Source organism: Streptomyces sp. NPDC054842, from assembly GCF_053611025.1.
The window spans coordinates 44,324-59,686 of the sequence record NZ_JBSGZN010000024.1; the positions used below are offsets into that span (position 1 = coordinate 44,324).

At 73.2% G+C, this 15,363-nt stretch carries 14 protein-coding genes; 6 read left to right on the top strand and 8 right to left on the bottom strand.

The features are described 5' to 3' along the window. Positions 1–224 precede the first annotated feature (224 nt). Together ACWGIS_RS20045 and ACWGIS_RS20050 are read left to right on the top strand one after the other, a co-directional pair. Complete coding sequence (locus ACWGIS_RS20045) at positions 225–1,313, top strand: NlpC/P60 family protein (protein ID WP_453363774.1); 1,089 nt, start codon at positions 225–227, stop codon at positions 1,311–1,313. A 300-nt stretch (positions 1,314–1,613) separates the two neighbouring features. After that, the gene (locus ACWGIS_RS20050; protein WP_453363775.1) at positions 1,614–2,918 is read left to right on the top strand and encodes a PP2C family protein-serine/threonine phosphatase; all 1,305 of its coding nucleotides are present in this window, start codon (positions 1,614–1,616) and stop codon (positions 2,916–2,918) included. A 653-nt stretch (positions 2,919–3,571) separates the two neighbouring features. Here ACWGIS_RS20050 and ACWGIS_RS20055 read toward each other — a convergent pair. The 3 genes from ACWGIS_RS20055 to ACWGIS_RS20065 form a co-directional block, all read right to left on the bottom strand. Then, the gene (locus tag ACWGIS_RS20055; RefSeq protein ID WP_183116814.1) at positions 3,572–3,916 is read right to left on the bottom strand and encodes a DUF2516 family protein; all 345 of its coding nucleotides are present in this window, start codon (positions 3,914–3,916) and stop codon (positions 3,572–3,574) included. Positions 3,917–4,069: 153 nt separating this feature from the next. Further along, on the bottom strand, positions 4,070–4,663 hold the full coding sequence (locus ACWGIS_RS20060; protein ID WP_453363776.1) for a hypothetical protein: 594 nt from the start codon (positions 4,661–4,663) through the stop codon (positions 4,070–4,072). A gap of 74 nt (positions 4,664–4,737) precedes the next feature. Continuing rightward, the gene (locus ACWGIS_RS20065; RefSeq protein ID WP_453363777.1) at positions 4,738–5,244 is read right to left on the bottom strand and encodes a helix-turn-helix domain-containing protein; all 507 of its coding nucleotides are present in this window, start codon (positions 5,242–5,244) and stop codon (positions 4,738–4,740) included. Between the two features lie 333 nt (positions 5,245–5,577). Between ACWGIS_RS20065 and ACWGIS_RS20070 the strand changes: the two genes are divergently transcribed. Together ACWGIS_RS20070 and ACWGIS_RS20075 are read left to right on the top strand one after the other, a co-directional pair. Then, entirely contained in the window at positions 5,578–6,879 is a 1,302-nt protein-coding gene (locus tag ACWGIS_RS20070; protein ID WP_453363778.1) for an FAD-dependent monooxygenase, read from the top strand. 547 nt (positions 6,880–7,426) lie between these two features. Further along, positions 7,427–8,281, top strand: coding sequence for a nitroreductase/quinone reductase family protein (locus ACWGIS_RS20075; RefSeq protein ID WP_453363779.1), 855 nt, complete (start codon positions 7,427–7,429; stop codon positions 8,279–8,281). A 60-nt stretch (positions 8,282–8,341) separates the two neighbouring features. Here the strand turns inward: ACWGIS_RS20075 and ACWGIS_RS20080 are convergent, their stop codons facing one another. Continuing rightward, positions 8,342–10,390, bottom strand: coding sequence for a HelD family protein (locus tag ACWGIS_RS20080; RefSeq protein ID WP_453363780.1), 2,049 nt, complete (start codon positions 10,388–10,390; stop codon positions 8,342–8,344). 32 nt (positions 10,391–10,422) lie between these two features. Then, positions 10,423–11,046 (bottom strand): TetR/AcrR family transcriptional regulator, encoded by a 624-nt coding sequence (locus ACWGIS_RS20085; RefSeq protein ID WP_453363781.1) that lies wholly within the window; start codon positions 11,044–11,046, stop codon positions 10,423–10,425. 115 nt (positions 11,047–11,161) lie between these two features. On the opposite strand from ACWGIS_RS20085, the gene ACWGIS_RS20090 reads away from it, so the two are divergent. Next, positions 11,162–12,133, top strand: coding sequence for a zinc-binding dehydrogenase (locus ACWGIS_RS20090; RefSeq protein WP_453363782.1), 972 nt, complete (start codon positions 11,162–11,164; stop codon positions 12,131–12,133). A 71-nt stretch (positions 12,134–12,204) separates the two neighbouring features. Here ACWGIS_RS20090 and ACWGIS_RS20095 read toward each other — a convergent pair whose 3' ends face one another. Both ACWGIS_RS20095 and ACWGIS_RS20100 read right to left on the bottom strand, forming a co-directional pair. Further along, entirely contained in the window at positions 12,205–12,942 is a 738-nt protein-coding gene (locus ACWGIS_RS20095) for an HAD family hydrolase (RefSeq protein ID WP_453363783.1), read from the bottom strand. Positions 12,943–12,974: 32 nt separating this feature from the next. Continuing rightward, positions 12,975–13,859, bottom strand: coding sequence for a GntR family transcriptional regulator (locus ACWGIS_RS20100; protein WP_453363784.1), 885 nt, complete (start codon positions 13,857–13,859; stop codon positions 12,975–12,977). Positions 13,860–14,050: 191 nt separating this feature from the next. Here ACWGIS_RS20100 and ACWGIS_RS20105 point away from each other — a divergent pair, with 191 nt between their 5' ends. Then, a complete protein-coding gene (locus ACWGIS_RS20105; protein WP_453363785.1) occupies positions 14,051–14,239 on the top strand; it encodes a hypothetical protein in 189 nt (62 codons plus the stop codon). 11 nt (positions 14,240–14,250) lie between these two features. Here the strand turns inward: ACWGIS_RS20105 and ACWGIS_RS20110 are convergent, their stop codons facing one another. After that, a complete protein-coding gene (locus ACWGIS_RS20110) occupies positions 14,251–15,153 on the bottom strand; it encodes a winged helix-turn-helix domain-containing protein (RefSeq protein WP_453363786.1) in 903 nt (300 codons plus the stop codon). Positions 15,154–15,363: the final 210 nt, after the last annotated feature.

Below are 15,363 nucleotides of genomic sequence, written 5' to 3' on the forward strand. Positions count from 1 at the left end.
GACGCCCTTCCCGTTGCCGGGATCCCGGCCGACACGGCGTCCGACCTGCGGGGAACGATCTCCGTGAGTCGTTCGTCACACAGACGGGGAGATCGCCTGGGGGGAGCAGAAGGGGGAAAGGGGAAGGGAGTTGCCGCCCGCCCCTGTTACACCGCGCGCCGACATGGCACGATCCCCGAGGCGTCCGTAAGTTACTGACGGTAAATCAGCTTTGGGGGCGAAGTATGGGATGCGGCAAGCGGAGCCTGACCACGGCGGCCGTGGCTCTCGTCTGCGCGGTCACCGTGTTGAGCGCACCGGGCATGGCGTACGCGAGCCCGGCCGTACCGGTCCCCACCCCGACACCGGCGCCCCCGTCCGGCACAACGCCCAAGAGTGCCGAGGAGCTTGAGAAGGTCCGCGAGAGGCTCGCGAAGCTCTATCACGAGGCGGCGGTCGCCACGGACGCGTACAACGCCGCCGAGGAGAAGACCGAGAAGCAGTCCACACAGCTGGTCGGGCTGGCCCGGGAGATCGTCAAGGGCCAGGCGAAGCTGGACAGACTCCAGGACCGGGCGGGCGCGGCGGCCCGCGCCCAGTACCGCGGCGGCGGCCTGCCGCCCGACGCCCGGCTGTGGCTCAGCGACAACCCGCAGCAGTACCTGGACGGCGCCGGCCGGGTCCGCCAGGGCGAGCACGCGACCAAGGGCATGCTCGCCGAGATGGCGCGCACCCAGAAGGACTTGGCGCAGTACACCAAGGACGCCTCCGCGCAGTGGCGGCGCCTGGAGGCCAACCGCCAGGCGAAGGCCGCCGCCAAGAAGAAGATCAAGCAGCGGATCGCCAGCGCCGAGAAGCTGGAGTCGCAGCTCGCCGCCGAGGAGAAGGAGCGGCTCGCCAAGCTGGAGGAGGACGCCGCGCACGCGGCGCAGACGGCCTGGCTGAGTTCCGGCGTCCTGGCGGAGATCAACGGCAACGCGTCCGCCCAGGGCCGCGAGGCCGTGCGGTACGCGACCGCCCAGATCGGCAAGCCGTACGAGTGGGGCGCCGAGGGACCGAAGACGTACGACTGCTCGGGCCTCACCTCGCAGGCGTGGGCCGCCGCCGGACTGGGCATCCCGCGCACCTCGCAGGAGCAGTGGCGGCAGCTCACCCACGTCGACGTGCGGTCCATGCGCCCCGGTGACCTCGTCATCTACTTCGACGACGCCAGCCATGTCGGGATGTACATCGGCGACGGCGCGATCGTCCACGCCCCGCGTCCGGGCCGTTCGGTGACGATCGCGGGGGCCGGTTCGATGCCGATACTCGGCGTCGTACGGCCCGACAAGTAGGGCCTGCCGGGCCGTCCCAGGGGTCCGCGAGCGGGCGGGGGCGGGCGCCGGACCCGCTCGACGTGACCCACCGCACGTGGGATGAGTCACGTCCGTACGGCCGGGCAACCCGCGCGACGTGACGTTCGTCATTCCCCTTGGAGCCGTACCGTGCCCAAATGCGTTACGGGATGCGGCATATGACGGTGGCCGTTTGCCGTACACCATTCCGCTGCGGCGCCGGGTACCGCTATGGTCCCCGTCGGTGGGTCGGCCCTTCGCCCCACCACACCCTCGGGGGGAGGGAAGGAACCCACAACGATGCCCGCACCCGTACCGCGGCAGAGAGCGATCCCGGCCGCGGAAAGTGGTCAGGCTCAGGCCGCGTCCTCACCCGTTGCCCCGTTCGCGGGCGCACCGGCGGGCGGCCCCACGGCTCCCGCCGACAACACCACCAACCTCACCCTGCTCGTGATCGAGGACGACCCGGCAGGGTCACTGAGCGTGCCCCGGATGCTGGACGCGGCGGGCAAGCCGATCCGCATCCGCACCGCGCGCAACCTCACCGAGGCCGAGCGGCTGCTCACGGACGACGTCCACTGCATCCTGCTCGACCTGACGCTGCCCACCCCGGGCCGCGCCGCCGGGAGCGACGACGAGCTGGCCACGCTCAAGCACGTCCTCGAACTGGCTCCCCGGCACGCCGTGCTGGCGCTGACCGGGTCCGGCGACGCCGAGCGCGGGGCCGAGGCGGTGCGCGTGGGCGCCCAGGACTACCTCCTGCGCGAGGAACTGGACGGACGGCTGCTGAGCCGCGCGATCCGGTACGCGGTGGAGCGGAAACGTTCCGACACGGCCGAGCGGCGGCTCACCGAGTCCCGGCTGCGGGCGCAGGAGAACGCCCGGCTGGAGCGCGGCCTGCTGCCCACTCCCCTGCTGGAGGGCTCCCCGCTGCGGTTCGCGGCCCGCTACCGCCCGGGACGCTCCCGCGCGCTCCTCGGCGGCGACTTCTACGACACCGTCCGCACCCCCGACGGCACGGTGCACGCCATGATCGGCGACGTCTGCGGGCACGGCCCCGACGAGGCGGCGCTCGGCGTCGAGCTGCGGATCGCCTGGCGGGCGCTCACGCTGGCGGGCCTGTGCGGGGACCAGCTGCTCTCGACGCTCCAGCAGGTGCTGGAGCACGAGCGCGACAACGACGAGATCTTCGCGACGCTGTGCACGGTGGACATCGCCCCGGACGGCCGCCGGGCCGGGCTGTGCCTGGCCGGCCACCCGTCGCCGCTGATCGCCCGCCCCGGCCGCCCCGCGCAGCTGCTGCCGTACGAGTACGGCGGCCCGGCGCTCGGTCTGCTGCCGCAGGCCCGCTGGCCGCGCATGCAGGTGGAGCTGGGCGCCGCCTGGAGCCTGATGCTCTACACCGACGGCCTGATCGAGGGCCACGTCGGCGAGGGCAAGGAGCGGCTCGGCCAGGACGGCATGGTGGAACTCGTACGCCGCCGGCTCGCCGAGGGCCTGGAGGGCGAGGAGCTGCTGCGCGCCACGGTCAACGAGGTCAGGGACCTCAACGGCGGTGAGCTGACGGACGACGTGGCCGTCCTGCTCCTGGACCGCGCCCCCTGACGACGCCGGCCCAGACTTACCCCGGCCCCTGACGTGCTCCGGCCCTGCTCGGACACCGGCGGCCCCTGATCGTCCGGGCGGTCGGCGCCCTGACCGAGGGCGCTCGGCCGACGTCGGACTCGCCCCCGGAACACGGCGGCCACCGACCGGCGTGGCGTCGACGCCCGGACCGACGGGTCCGTTGACCGAGGCCGGTCCCGCCTCGAACACCGACGGCCGGCCACCGTCCCGGTGGTCGGCGCCCTGCCGAGGGGCCTGCCGACGGGAGGGGCACGTCAGGCGTACCGGGAGGATGCGCGCCGGGATGGCGCCGTGCGGCGGGGCGGGGGGCGTTCGAGGCGCGGGGCGCTCTCCGGGGCGGGTGTCGCTCTCCGAGGCGGGGCGCCGCTCTTCAAGGCGGATGTCGCCCAGCGAGGCGCGCGTCGCTGCTCGATGCGGGCGTCGCTCCTCGATGCGTGTCGCTCGTCGAGGTCGGCGTCGCTGAGAGAGGCGGATGTCGTCTTTTCGGGGCGCGCGTCGCTCATCGAGGCGCACGTCGCCACATGCAGGCGGAGGCAGCCCTTCAAGGCGGGCGCCGCTCAAGATCCGCCCGCGCGACAGGGCTCAGCGGACGCCGCTGCGAGGTGGCCCGGACCCGGAGCCGTGGGGAGGGGTCAGCGGCCGCCGTTGTACGGGCCGTAGGGGCCGTCGCTGCTGGAGCCGCGGCGGCCGCGTCCGCCGCCCCCGCCGGAGGCCGTGCGCACGGCGGGCCGGACGTCGACGATGTAGACGATGCTGGCGATGACGCCGATGATCGGCAGGAACGACAGGATCGAGAAGAGGTAGCTCACCACCAGCGCGAGCGCCAGGATGATCAGCCAGAACGGCTTCGTCTGCTTGTCCGCCGCACGGAAGGCGTCCTCGCGCCGGAAGGCCGCGTCGAACAGCCCGAAGGCGGCGAGGGCCATCAGGACGATCTTCAGCAGTCCCAACAACCCCGCGAAGCCCAACATCAGCATGCTGCCCACCGCCCGTTCCGACCCGACACCTACGCCCGCCACCGTACCCGTAGAACGGGCCGGACACCCCAAGGGTGCCCGGCCGCGCTCAACTGCTCCGTCGCTCCGCCCGGCGGTCCGAGAAGGCTCTGCGGGACCGCCCTGCGGTACCGCCTACTTGGCGGGCGGGGTCTTCTTGGCGGGGGCCTTCTTGGCCGGCGCCTTCTTCGCCGCCGACGCGGGCGTCACGGGGGCCGCGGTCACGGTGGCGGTCCCGGCGGGCTTGTCCTCGACCTTGATCTCGCCCGGCTCGGCCTTCGGCTCGACGGCCACGGCGAGTTCCTCGATCTCCTCGGCCGCCTCGCCGCGCCAGGTCTTCACGGCCTGCTCGCCGTGCTCGGCGACCTTCTCGTACGTCTCCCGGGCCTTGACCGCGTACTCGGCGGCGACGCCGACACCGCGCAGCGCGAGGTCCTGGGCGGACTCACCGATCTTCTTCAGGTCGGTGTCGAGGGTGCTGATGAAGCCGGTGACCTTGGTCTGGAGGGTCTCCTGCGCCACCTTGGCGCGGGCGCCGGCCTTCTCCTGGACGGCGCTCGGGTCGATGTTGCGGACGGTGTCGATGCGCGCCGGCGCCTCGGCGCGGATCTGCTCCACGAGCGCGGGCACCTTCCTGGCCTGCTGGACGGCGAGGTCGGCGGTGCCGGCGAGGAAGTAGAGCGGCGTCGGGTTGGTGGCGGCCTTGCGGATGTCGTCGGTGATGGCCATGAGGGTGGTCCTCCCGGATCGGCTGTCGACTGAGGGTGTGTGCGGTCCGCTGCGCGGCATGCCTGTCGTCCTGCTCAACTGGCCGACTGCTGCGGGCCGGCATCGCTGCCGTCGGCCGTGCGGGGGCCGTGGCGGTCGGTGTCCTGTGTATCCGGTATGTCCTGCGTCCGCCGCACGCCGGGAGCCGTCTGCGTGTCGGTGTCCCGGACGTCCTCGGCGACCACGGCGATCTCGAAGCCGTTCTCCTTGCGGAACGACTCGTAGATCTGGAGCAGCACCTGCTTCTGCCGCTCGCTGAGCGTGGGATCGGCGAGGATGACGGCGCGCGTCTCCACCTCGTCCCGGTCGCGCTCGGCGTCGAGGATGCCGGCCCGCACGTACAGCGTCTCGGCGGAGATCCGCAGGGCCTTGGCGACCTGCTGGAGCACCTCCGCGCTCGGCTTGCGCAGCCCGCGCTCGATCTGGCTCAGATACGGATTGGACACCCCGGCGGCGTCGGCGAGCTGCCGCAGCGACAGTTGCGCGTTGCGCCGCTGTTCGCGCAGGTACTCACCGAGATTGCCGACGTTGAGCGATGCCATGCCCCTACCCTGCCCCACCCCCGCTAACTTTTGCAAGCGCCTGCTTGCAAAAGTGCGCCACGCCACGCCCGGGTCCCGGCACCCTGGGTCCGGTGCCCGTTCTCCGTGGATGTGCACGCGGATCGGGCGGATTCTCAGGCGGCGGCCCGGCGACAGGCTGGTGCTCCGCCCGGTTCACCCCGCGTCCGGGTTGCCGTGCGTCTCGTCGGAGTCGGCGTTTCCCGTCGATGTCCGCCGTGACCGATGAGTTCTGTGCGGAACCGTGGTCGATACGGCTGGACACACCGACAGCGGTGGCCTGTGCCGGGGACGTGCCCGCGCGGGAGGAAGCACATGGAGGCTGTGATGGGCGTCGACGACTCCGACCAGGGGCACACCGACCGGACGGGCGGGCAGGGGACGCGGGTGAGCGGTCCCAGGGTGCTGGTGGCGGGGGCGAGCGTCGCGGGACCCGCGCTGGCCCACTGGCTGCGCCGGCGAGGGGCCGAGGTGACCGTGGTGGAGCGGGCTCCCGAGCTGCGTCCCGGCGGGCAGGCGGTGGACGCGCGCGGGGTCGCCAGGGAGGTCATCGCGCGCATGGGGCTGGACGCGGCGGTGCGCGCGGCGTGCACCGACACCGCCGGCGCGCACACCGTGGACGCGGACGGGAAGGTGCTGGAGACCTTCCGGGCCGACGACGACGGCGGCGACGGGTTCATCGCGGACATCGAGATCCTGCGCGGGGACCTGTCCCAGGTGCTTTACGACGACACCCGCGACGGCGTCGAGTACGTCTTCGGCGACCGGATCGCCGAGCTCGCCCAGGACGCGGACGGGGTCGACGTGGTCCTCGCGGGCGGGAGCCGGCGGCGCTTCGACCTGGTGGTCGGGGCGGACGGGCTGCACTCGGAGCTGCGGGCGATGGTCTTCGGGCCGGACGAGCGGTTCCTCCACCGCCTCGGGCACGTGCTGGCCTTCTACAGCGTGCCCAACGAGTTCGGGCTGGACCGCTGGCTGCTGGAGTACCAGGACCAGGAGTCCGGACGCTCCGCCCTCCTGCGGCCCGTCCAGGACGCCACCCGGGCGATGGCCGTGTTCTACTCCGCCTCGGCCGACCTCGACGTCGACCCCCGGGACGTCGCGGCCCAGAAGACCCTGCTGCGGGAGCGGATGGCGGGCCTGGGCTGGCTGGCACCGGACATCCTCGCGCACCTGGACGACGCTCCGGACTTCTACCTCGACCAGGTCGCCCAGGTGGTGATGGACCGCTGGTCGAGCGGGCGGGTGGCGTTGCTCGGGGACGCGGCGTTCAGCTCGTCGCCGCTGTCCGGGCAGGGCACCGGCCTCGCCCTGGTCGGCGCCTACCTGATGGCCGGAGAGCTGGCCGCCGCCGGATGGGATCCCGACGCCGGGTTCGCCCGTTACGAGGCGCGGATGCGGTCGTACGTCGAGGCCAACCAGGAGATCGGCCGGTTGAACGCCCGCAGCCGCACCGCCCCCGGGCCGGACGCCGAGCCGCTCCCCGATTTCACCGGCGCATGGTTCACCGAGCTGGTCGGACGCGCGATCAACGGCGTCGAGCTGCCCGACTACGCGGGCGTACCGGACTCCGCGGCCCCGGCCGGACCACCGATCCCCTCACCGGCCACGCCGTAGGTGTCGCATGACGTGACGAGAGGGGGACGGACCACAGGCCCCGCACGATGGACTCTCCTCGCGATCTGTCGGCATTCCGAGCCGACACCGCCTCATCGGCCCGTGGCACCGGCGGCCGAACGGGCGCCCCAGCGCGCCCGATTCCGAAACTCGGCGGCTTCTCACGGACCGCTTCCCCTTTTCCCGGCTCGCCTCCGTCTCCGCCTGGGAAGTTTCCGCCCGCCCCGCCCGGAACCCCCACCCCCTAACGGCCAGAATCCCTAATCCGCTTTCCACCACCCGCGCTGCGCATTACCGTAACGCCCATGACTGCCGGGTCGGCCTTGTGCCGTGAGCGAGTTGGGTGCCCGGCCTCCGAGTGAGGCCCGGGCGGGCCAGGAGTCCGCCCCTCTTTCTTCTTCCACTCCACGCCCCACCACGGGCATGCGCGCGTGCGCCCCGTGGCGATCTCCCCTGCGCGTAAACAGGGGAAAGGCGGGAGTCAGGGCATCGGGAATCACAGGGAAAAGGAAAAGACGGCACACACGCCCACGGAAGAAAGCAGCGAATGCCCAACGCCTTCAACCAGCAGATCATCGACGAGTTCCGGGCCAACGGCGGACGGGTCGGCGGCCCCTTCGAGGGAGCGCGCCTGCTCCTGCTGACGACCACCGGCGCCCGCACCGGCGCCCCGCACACCACACCCGTCGGCTACCACCCCGACGGCGGCGGCCGGGTCCTGGTCATCGCCTCGGCCGGCGGCTCGCCCCGGCACCCCGACTGGTTCCGGAACCTGGTCGCCGACCCCCGCGTGCGCGTCGAGACCGGCGTCTTCACCTACGAGGCCGAGGCCGGGGTCCTGACCGGCGCGGAGCGCGACGAGGTCTTCGCGCGCGCCGTCGACGCCGACCCCGGCTGGGCCGACTACCAGGCCAGGACGGAGCGAGTCATCCCCGTCGTGGCCCTGCGCGAGATCCCCAAGGCCGGTCCGCCGGATATCGCGGCGCGCTCCACCGGCGAGGCCCCGAGGGTGGTGCACGACGCCTTCCGGCGTGAACTCGCCCTCATCCGCCAGGAGTTCGGGAGGTCCGGGCCGGGGCTCGGAACCCAGCTCCGGATCAACTGCCTCACCCTGTGCCAGGGCCTGCGCAACCACCACACCGGCGAGGACACGATGCTGTTCCCCTTCGCCGCCGACCGGAACCCCGGGCTCGCCCCGGTCCTGGAGCGGCTGCGCAGCGAGCACGAGCGGATCGCGGTCCTGCTGGAGGAACTGCGCCGCGCCGTCACCGCCGAGGACGCCGACCCCGCCGCCGCGCTCCGCGAGGTGGAGCGCCTCACCGCCGAGCTCGAAGCGCACCTCGCTCACGAGGAGGAGGTGCTGATCCCCGTACTGGAGGCGGCGTCCGCACCGGCTCCCTGATCCCGTCCCGACGGGCGCGGCCCCGGACGCGCCCGTCACCGGCGGCGGGCGGAGCCGGTCTCACCAGGGCAGCGGGCGGGTGTGCACGACGTCCAGCCGCGAGACCGCGCGGGTCAGGACGACGTACAGCCGGTGCAGGCCGCGCGCCTCCGCCTCCGCGATCGCCGCCGGTTCCACGGCCACCACGTGGTCGTACTCCAGGCCCTTGGCGAGGGAGGCGGCCAGCACCGTGGTCCGCGCGCCCGGTTCACCGGGGCCGGCGTACGGGACGCCCGCCGCGTCCATCGCCTCGCGCACCCGTGCGACCTGCGCGTCGGCCGCGACGACGCCGACGGACCCCTCGTGGCTGAGGGCGTCCCGTACGGCGTCGAGGGTCAGGGAGAGCACGTCGGCGCCCTCCCTGACCCTCAACTCCCCGTCCGTGCGCAGCGACCGGGCGCGCGGGACGTCCACGTCCAGTCGGTCCAGGAGCCGGTTGGCGAGCCCGACGACCGCCTCGGGCACCCGGAATCCCGTGGTCAGCGGCACCACGGCGGCGTCCGGCTTGCCGAGCTGCGCGAGCAGCGCGGGCCAGTCGCGGGCGGCCCACGGCGTCGTCCCCTGCGCCAGGTCGCCGAGCACCGTGAGCGACCCGAAGGACGACCGGCGTGCTATGGCCCGGCACTCCATGGGGGACAGGTCCTGGGCCTCGTCGATCACCACGTGCCCGTAGCCCTCCGGGTGGTCGACGAGCCCCGCCACCTCGTCCAGGAGCACGAGGTCGGCGGCCGACCAGCGCGCCGACCGGTACGACCGCGGGGGCCGGGTCCACAGGATCGCCTTCTGCTCGTCCGCGTCGAGGATCCCGTCGGCCGCGGCGGCGAGAGCGTCCGGGTCGGCGAGCAGGCCGGCCACCACCTCCTCCGCCCGCACCGCGGGCCAGACGGCGTCGACGTACGCGCTCATCTCCCGGGCCCGGGAGATCTTCCGCACCCAGGCGTTCGTGCGCGGTCCGGCCCGCCGCTCGGCCTGCGCCTGGAGGTGGCGCACGGCCCGGGTGCGCACCCGCTCCCGTCCGGTCGCGTACGGCGGTTCCTCGGCGAGTACGCCCTCCACGATCCGCTCCAGCGCGCCGCCGGGGATCCGCCACGTGTACGAACCGTCCCGCACCGCCAGGGAATCCGCGGCGGCGCCGGTCACCCGCCCGTACAGGGCGCGGTGCAGCACCCGGGCCATCCGGGCATCGTGCTTGACGGCCGCCGCCCGCTCGTCGTCCTCGGCGGTCACGGGACGCCGCGCGATCTCGTCGCCGAGGGTCGACTGCCGGACGCCCGTCTCGCCGAGGGCGGGCAGCACCTCGGAGATGTACGACAGGAAGGTGCGGTTGGGTCCGAGGATCAGCAGGCCGCCGCGGCGCACGCGCTGCGGGTGGGTGTAGAGGAGGTAGGCGGCCCGGTGCAGGCCGACCGCCGTCTTGCCGGTGCCGGGCGCGCCCTGCACGCAGACCGAGAGGGTGGGTTCGCCCCGTACGAGGTCGTCCTGTTCGGGCTGGATGGTGGCGGCGATGTCCCTCATGGGGCCGACGCGGGGGCGTTCGATCTCCTGGGCGAGGATGCGGCTGCCCGTCGCCGGGTGGCCGGGGGTCCGGCGGGCGCCGTCCGCCGTCAGGTGCTCGTCCTCCAGGCCGGTCAAGTCGGCGGAGGCGCCGCTGCTGCCCGGCGCCCAGCCGAACCGCCGGCGTACGGCGACGCCCTGCGGGTCGCGGGTGCTCGCCTGGTAGAAGGCGCGGGAGACGGGGGCGCGCCAGTCGACGACGAGCGGCGGGGCGGCGGGCTGCTCGGTGATGCGCAGACGGCCGATGTGGTAGCTCTGCCCGGCGTGCTCGCCCCCGCCGCCGTCGAAGTCGAGGCGCCCGAAGAAGAGGGGGCCCTCGGGGAGTTCGCGCATCTCCTTGGCGTGGCTGCGGAAGCGGTGGCCGAGGACTTCGGCGTCGGCGCCGGAGGCGGACACGTCCTCGCCGGTGACGACCTGCTCCTCGGCGCCCTCGACCATGGCGGCGAGGGCGGCGCGGCAGGTCTCGTGGTAGGCGCGTTCGCGGGTGAGGGCACGGGCGGGGTCGGGTGACGTCATTCCATGGAGCGTAACCGAATAACGTTACCGAGTTAAATTTTTGCCTCGGTTGCCTTGAGGGTCCGCTCCAGTCGGGCGAAAGCGCGCTCGGCGGTGGCGACGGCCTCCGCCCGCACCCCCGCCGCCGTCTCGCCGCCCGCCATCCGGCGCCAGTTCTCCAGGGCGAGGACCCGCTGCACCGCGATGATCTGCCCGGCGGCGAGCCGGGCGTCCAGGTCGCCGCCGAGCGCGTCGGCGAGCGCGGACTCCGAGCGCTCCAGGTACGCGTACAGGCGGGCGGCCAGCGACGGAGTCCCGTACAGGAGGCGGTGGAAGGCGAGGACGCGCGGGTCGTCGTTGAGCCCGGTGACCGGGTCGAACCGCTCCAGGCCCGCGACGAAGCGCCGGCACAGGACGCCCGCCGGTGACTCGCCGGCCGGGCGCCCGGCGACCAGGCGCGCGGGTTCGCTCTCGTGATCGGCGAAGCGGTGGAGGACGAGGTCCTCCTTGGTCGGGAAGTAGCGGAAGAGGGTCGGCTTGGAGATCTCCGCGGCGGCCGCCACCTCGGCGACGGAGACCTCGTCGAAGCCCTTCTCCAGGAACAGCGCGATCGCCGTGTCGGAGACGTCCTGGTACATCCGCTGCCTCTTGCGCTCGCGCAGCCCGCTCTCACCCATGCCCCGAGCCTCGCACACCGTCCGTCCGGGCCGCCCTTGACCTCAAGCCGACTCGAGGTCGAAGACTGCTGCGCACAAGCCGATCAGCGGCACGCCCGTCCACGAGGAGAGCACGATGCTGACAGCACAGGTGACGAAGTTCGGCGGCCCCGAGGTCCTGGCACCGGTGGACGCGCCCGACCCGGTCCCGGGCCCGGACGAGGTCGTGATCGACGTCGCCTACGTCGACACGATCTTCGTCGAGACCCAGATCAGGAGCGGCTGGGGGCGCGAGTTCTTCCCGGTGGTCCCGCCCTACGTGCCCGGCGGCGGGGTGGCGGGAGTGGTGAGCGCCGTCGGGCCCGGGGTGCCGGCCGAGTGGCGGGGCCGCCGGGTGACCGCCTTCGTGACGGGCGCCTACGCGGAGCGTGCGGTGGCGGCGGTCCCCGCCGTGGTCCCGGTGCCGGACGGGCTCGACCTCCGTACGGCGGCGGCCCTGATCCACGACGGCGTGACGGCGGCCGGCCTGATGGAGCTGACGGCCGTCGCCGCCGGCGACCGCGTGCTCGTCCTCGGCGCCTCGGGAGGCATGGGCACCCTGCTCGTCCAGCTGGCGCACGCCCGCGACGCCCGGGTCGTGGCGATGGCCCGGGGACCGGAGAAGCTCGCGCTGGTACGGGAGCTGGGGGCCGACGCGGCCGTCGACGCGACCCTCCCGGACTGGACGTCGGCCGCCGCCGCGGCCCTCGGGGGCGACGACCGCGCCGCCGACGTGGTCCTCGACGGCGTCGGCGGGAGTCTCGGCACCGCCGCCTTCCCGCTGACGGCGGACGGTGGGCGCTTCTCGGCCCACGGCGCCCCCACCGGCGGCTTCACCCCGGTCGACCCCGAGGAGGCGGCCCGCCGCGGCATCACCCTGTTCGGCATCGGCGACCTCCAGTTCGACACCGCCGGGCGGACTCGCCTCGCGACGACCGCCCTCGCCGAGGCGGCGGCGGGCCGGCTGCGCCCGGTGATCGGCGGGACGTTCCCGCTGAGCCGCGCGGCCGAGGCCCACACGGCGATCGAGGAGCGGGGACTGGTGGGGAAGGTGGTGCTGAAGGTCTGAGGCCCCCCTGGTGCCGGCCGCCCCGGACACACCGCCCGTAGGGGACCGCTCACCCCCGCCGCCAGCACCGCTCACCCCCGCCCGGCAGCAGCCCAGCGGGGTCTCTGGCGCCGCACCAGTGCCAGTACCGGTAGCAGCGAGTTGACCAGCGGGCCCGCGCCCGCCTCGCGCAGCGCCTTCTCCTTCGCCTCGTTGCGCGCGTAGCCGAGGAAGGCGACGCCCGCCGCCCGCGCGGCCGCGAGGTCGGCCGGGGTGTCGCCGATCATCAGGGCGGCGGCGGGATCCGCCGCGCCGAGGCCGTCGAGGGCGCTGTTCAGGCAGTGGGGGTCGGGCTTGAGCAGGCGCAGGGCGTGGGTGCGGCCGTGGACGTGCGGGCCGAAGCAGTCGGCGAGGCCCCGGGTCCGCAGGTACGCGCGGGCCGCCACGGGGGAGTTGTTCGTGGCGACGGCGAGCCGGGCGCCGACCGCCGTCCACGTGCGGACCAGCGGATCCGCGTACGGGGTCGGCATGGCGGAGGCCGCGGCGCGCAGCTCCTCCCGGGTGAGGCGCTCCTCCAGCTCCGCCACGAGGTCGCTCCCGGGGTGGCGGCGGTCGACGGCGCGCAGCACCTCGTGCGGGTCCGGCGACTCCCGTTCCCCGTCCGTGAGCAGACCGCCCAGCCCGCGCTCCTCCAGCCGGCTCACGAGGCCGGCCGCCACCCGCTCGGCCCTGTGGCCGGCGAACAGCGCGCAGATCGGCCCGTCGAAGTCGAAGAGCACGAAGCGCGCCTTCTCGGTCAACTCCCGCAGGGAATCCGTCTCTTCCGTCACTCGAACAGTCTGCGTCGACGCATCAGAAGTCACTAGGAGAGTGTCAGGTCCGTCGTGATGGTTTCCCAGAGGGCGTCGAACCACTTCTGGGATTCCTCCACGAAGGCCGCGTCCCGCTGCCCGGCGCGCTTCTCGAAGGAGAACAGGAGGGACTTGCCGCCGAGGGCGTCGTACATCTCCAGCATCCCGCTGCCGACCTCCTCCTCGCGCCTGGTCACCATGTAGTACGCGATCAGCGCCTCGGCCTCGTTCAGGAGGTACAGCTTCACGGGCGGGGTGAAGGGCAGCGCCCGGAAGGAGACGCGCACCTCGATGCCGTGCGAGGCGCGCAGCGACCGCAGGTTGTGCCGCAGGACCTGCACCTGGGCGTCCCGCTGGGCGAGCCAGCGCCGGTGCACCGGGTCGGGGTCGCCGTCCTCCCGGCTCTCGACGGGGACCGGGAAGGCGAGGTTGATCTCCCGGCTGGGCAGCAGGATCCGTACGTCGATGGACCGCGGGCGGATGCGGCCCTCGTGGATCAGCCGGACCGGTTCCGCGAGGGCCAGCATGAGTGTCTCGGCGGTGAGGCAGGCCGCGTCCACGCGCACGTGCGGGGAGGCGAACGCCTCGGCCAGCCGCGGGGCCAGCCCCACCATCGTGGGCTGCGGCGCCTCGGGGCGCGTGGACGCCTTGGCGATCCTCGGCGGGCTCCCCTTGCTGACGTTGCTGAGCAGCCCGTCCTCCTGGAGGACCCGCAGTGCCTGGCGGACGGTGCCCCGCTCGACGCCGAACTGCTCGGCCAGCTCGGCCTGCGTCGGCAGCCGGTCGCCGGCCTTGAGGTCGCCGCCGCGGATGCGGTCGCGCAGGGCCTCGGCGATCTCCTGGGGCGAACGCCTTCTGTCGCCGTTCACGGCACCGTTCTCCTGGGTCACGACCAAACGCTACAACTTCAGTCCATCTATGGGGAGTTGTTTGAAAGTTGTTTATAAGTAGCTACCAAGTGGGGACAACTCAATCAGAGTTGGCAGCCAACTTCCAGGAGTTGGCGGAAGGTTTGCCTCCTCTCGCGCACGCTTCGCAGCGCAGCCCGCACCGCAGTCCCGCGCAAGCCGTCGAAGGAGGAACCACCATGCCCGCCCTCGCCCTCATCTCCAGCGTCTTCGTGCTCGGCTTCGAGCAGACCGTCCAGTGGCGCTACGGCCCCATGGGCATCGTCGGACTCCTGCTGCTCACCGTGGGCCTCAAGGCGAAGAGCCCCGCCTGCAGCTCCGCCGGCGCCGTCCTGCTCGCGCTGATCGTCGCCGCTCCGGCCCTCTGACCCCCAGGACCTCAGTCCGAGATCCGCAGCTCCGAACTGATGGTCTCCCAAAGGGCGTTGAACCACAGGTGCGACTGCTCGACGAACGTCGTGTCCCGCGCTCCGGCACCCTGCCCGAAGGCGAACAGCATCGACTGCGTGCCGGTGGCGTCGTACATCTGCAGCGGCTCGTGGTCGATCTCCGCGTCGCGCTTCGAGAGCGTGTAGTACGCGAAGAGCGCCTCGGACTCGTTGAGCAGGTACAGCTTCACGGGCGGCGTGAAGGGCAGCGCCCGGAACGTGACGTGCACGTCGATGCCATGCGTGGACCGCAGCGCCAGCAGGTTGTGGCGCAGGACCCGCACCTGCGCGTTGCGCTGGGCCAGCCAGGAGCGCTGGAGGCGGTCGTCGCCGGTGTCGTCCACCCGCGCCGGGAACGCGAGGTCGATGTCGCGGCTGGGCAGCAGCACCCGCACGTCCACCCTGGCCGGTTTCGTACGCCCGGCGTGGATCTGGAGCAACGGCTCGCTCATGGCGAGCGTGAGTGACACCGCCGTCAGGCACAGCGCGTCGATCGCCACGTGCGGGGTCGCGAAGGCGGCGGCGATCCGCGGCGCCAGGGCCACCATCGTGGGCTGCGGCGGGGCCTCGGGCGCGGCCGGCCCACCGCCCGCGGCGGGCGCGACGATCGCCGGGCTGCCCTTGGACACGTTGGCGAGCAGGTCCTCCGCCTGGAGGATGCGCAGGGCCTGGCGCACGGCCCCCCGCTCGACGCCGAACTCGTCGGCGAGCCGGGCCTGCGTGGGCATGCGCTGGCCGGGCCGCAGCTCGCCGGACCTGATCCGGCTGCGCAGCTCGTCGGCCACCTCGCGGTGCGACCTCGGTGGCCGTGACGACCTCTCCCGCCCACCCGCGGCGGCCTGTTCCGGCTCCACGCCCGAACCCTACAACTTCGGGCCATCTTGCGGCAGTTACCAGGAAGGTGGTTATGAGACGCATCCAAGCGGAGATAACTCAGTTGGAGTTGGTCACCAACTTGAGCAACATGGTCAAGCTTCAGAGTGGTTGGCCGCCTCGGACGACGTACTCGACCAGGCGGCCGGCCCCTCACGGGGGATCCGTATCCCCATCCCGAAGGCGTCCCA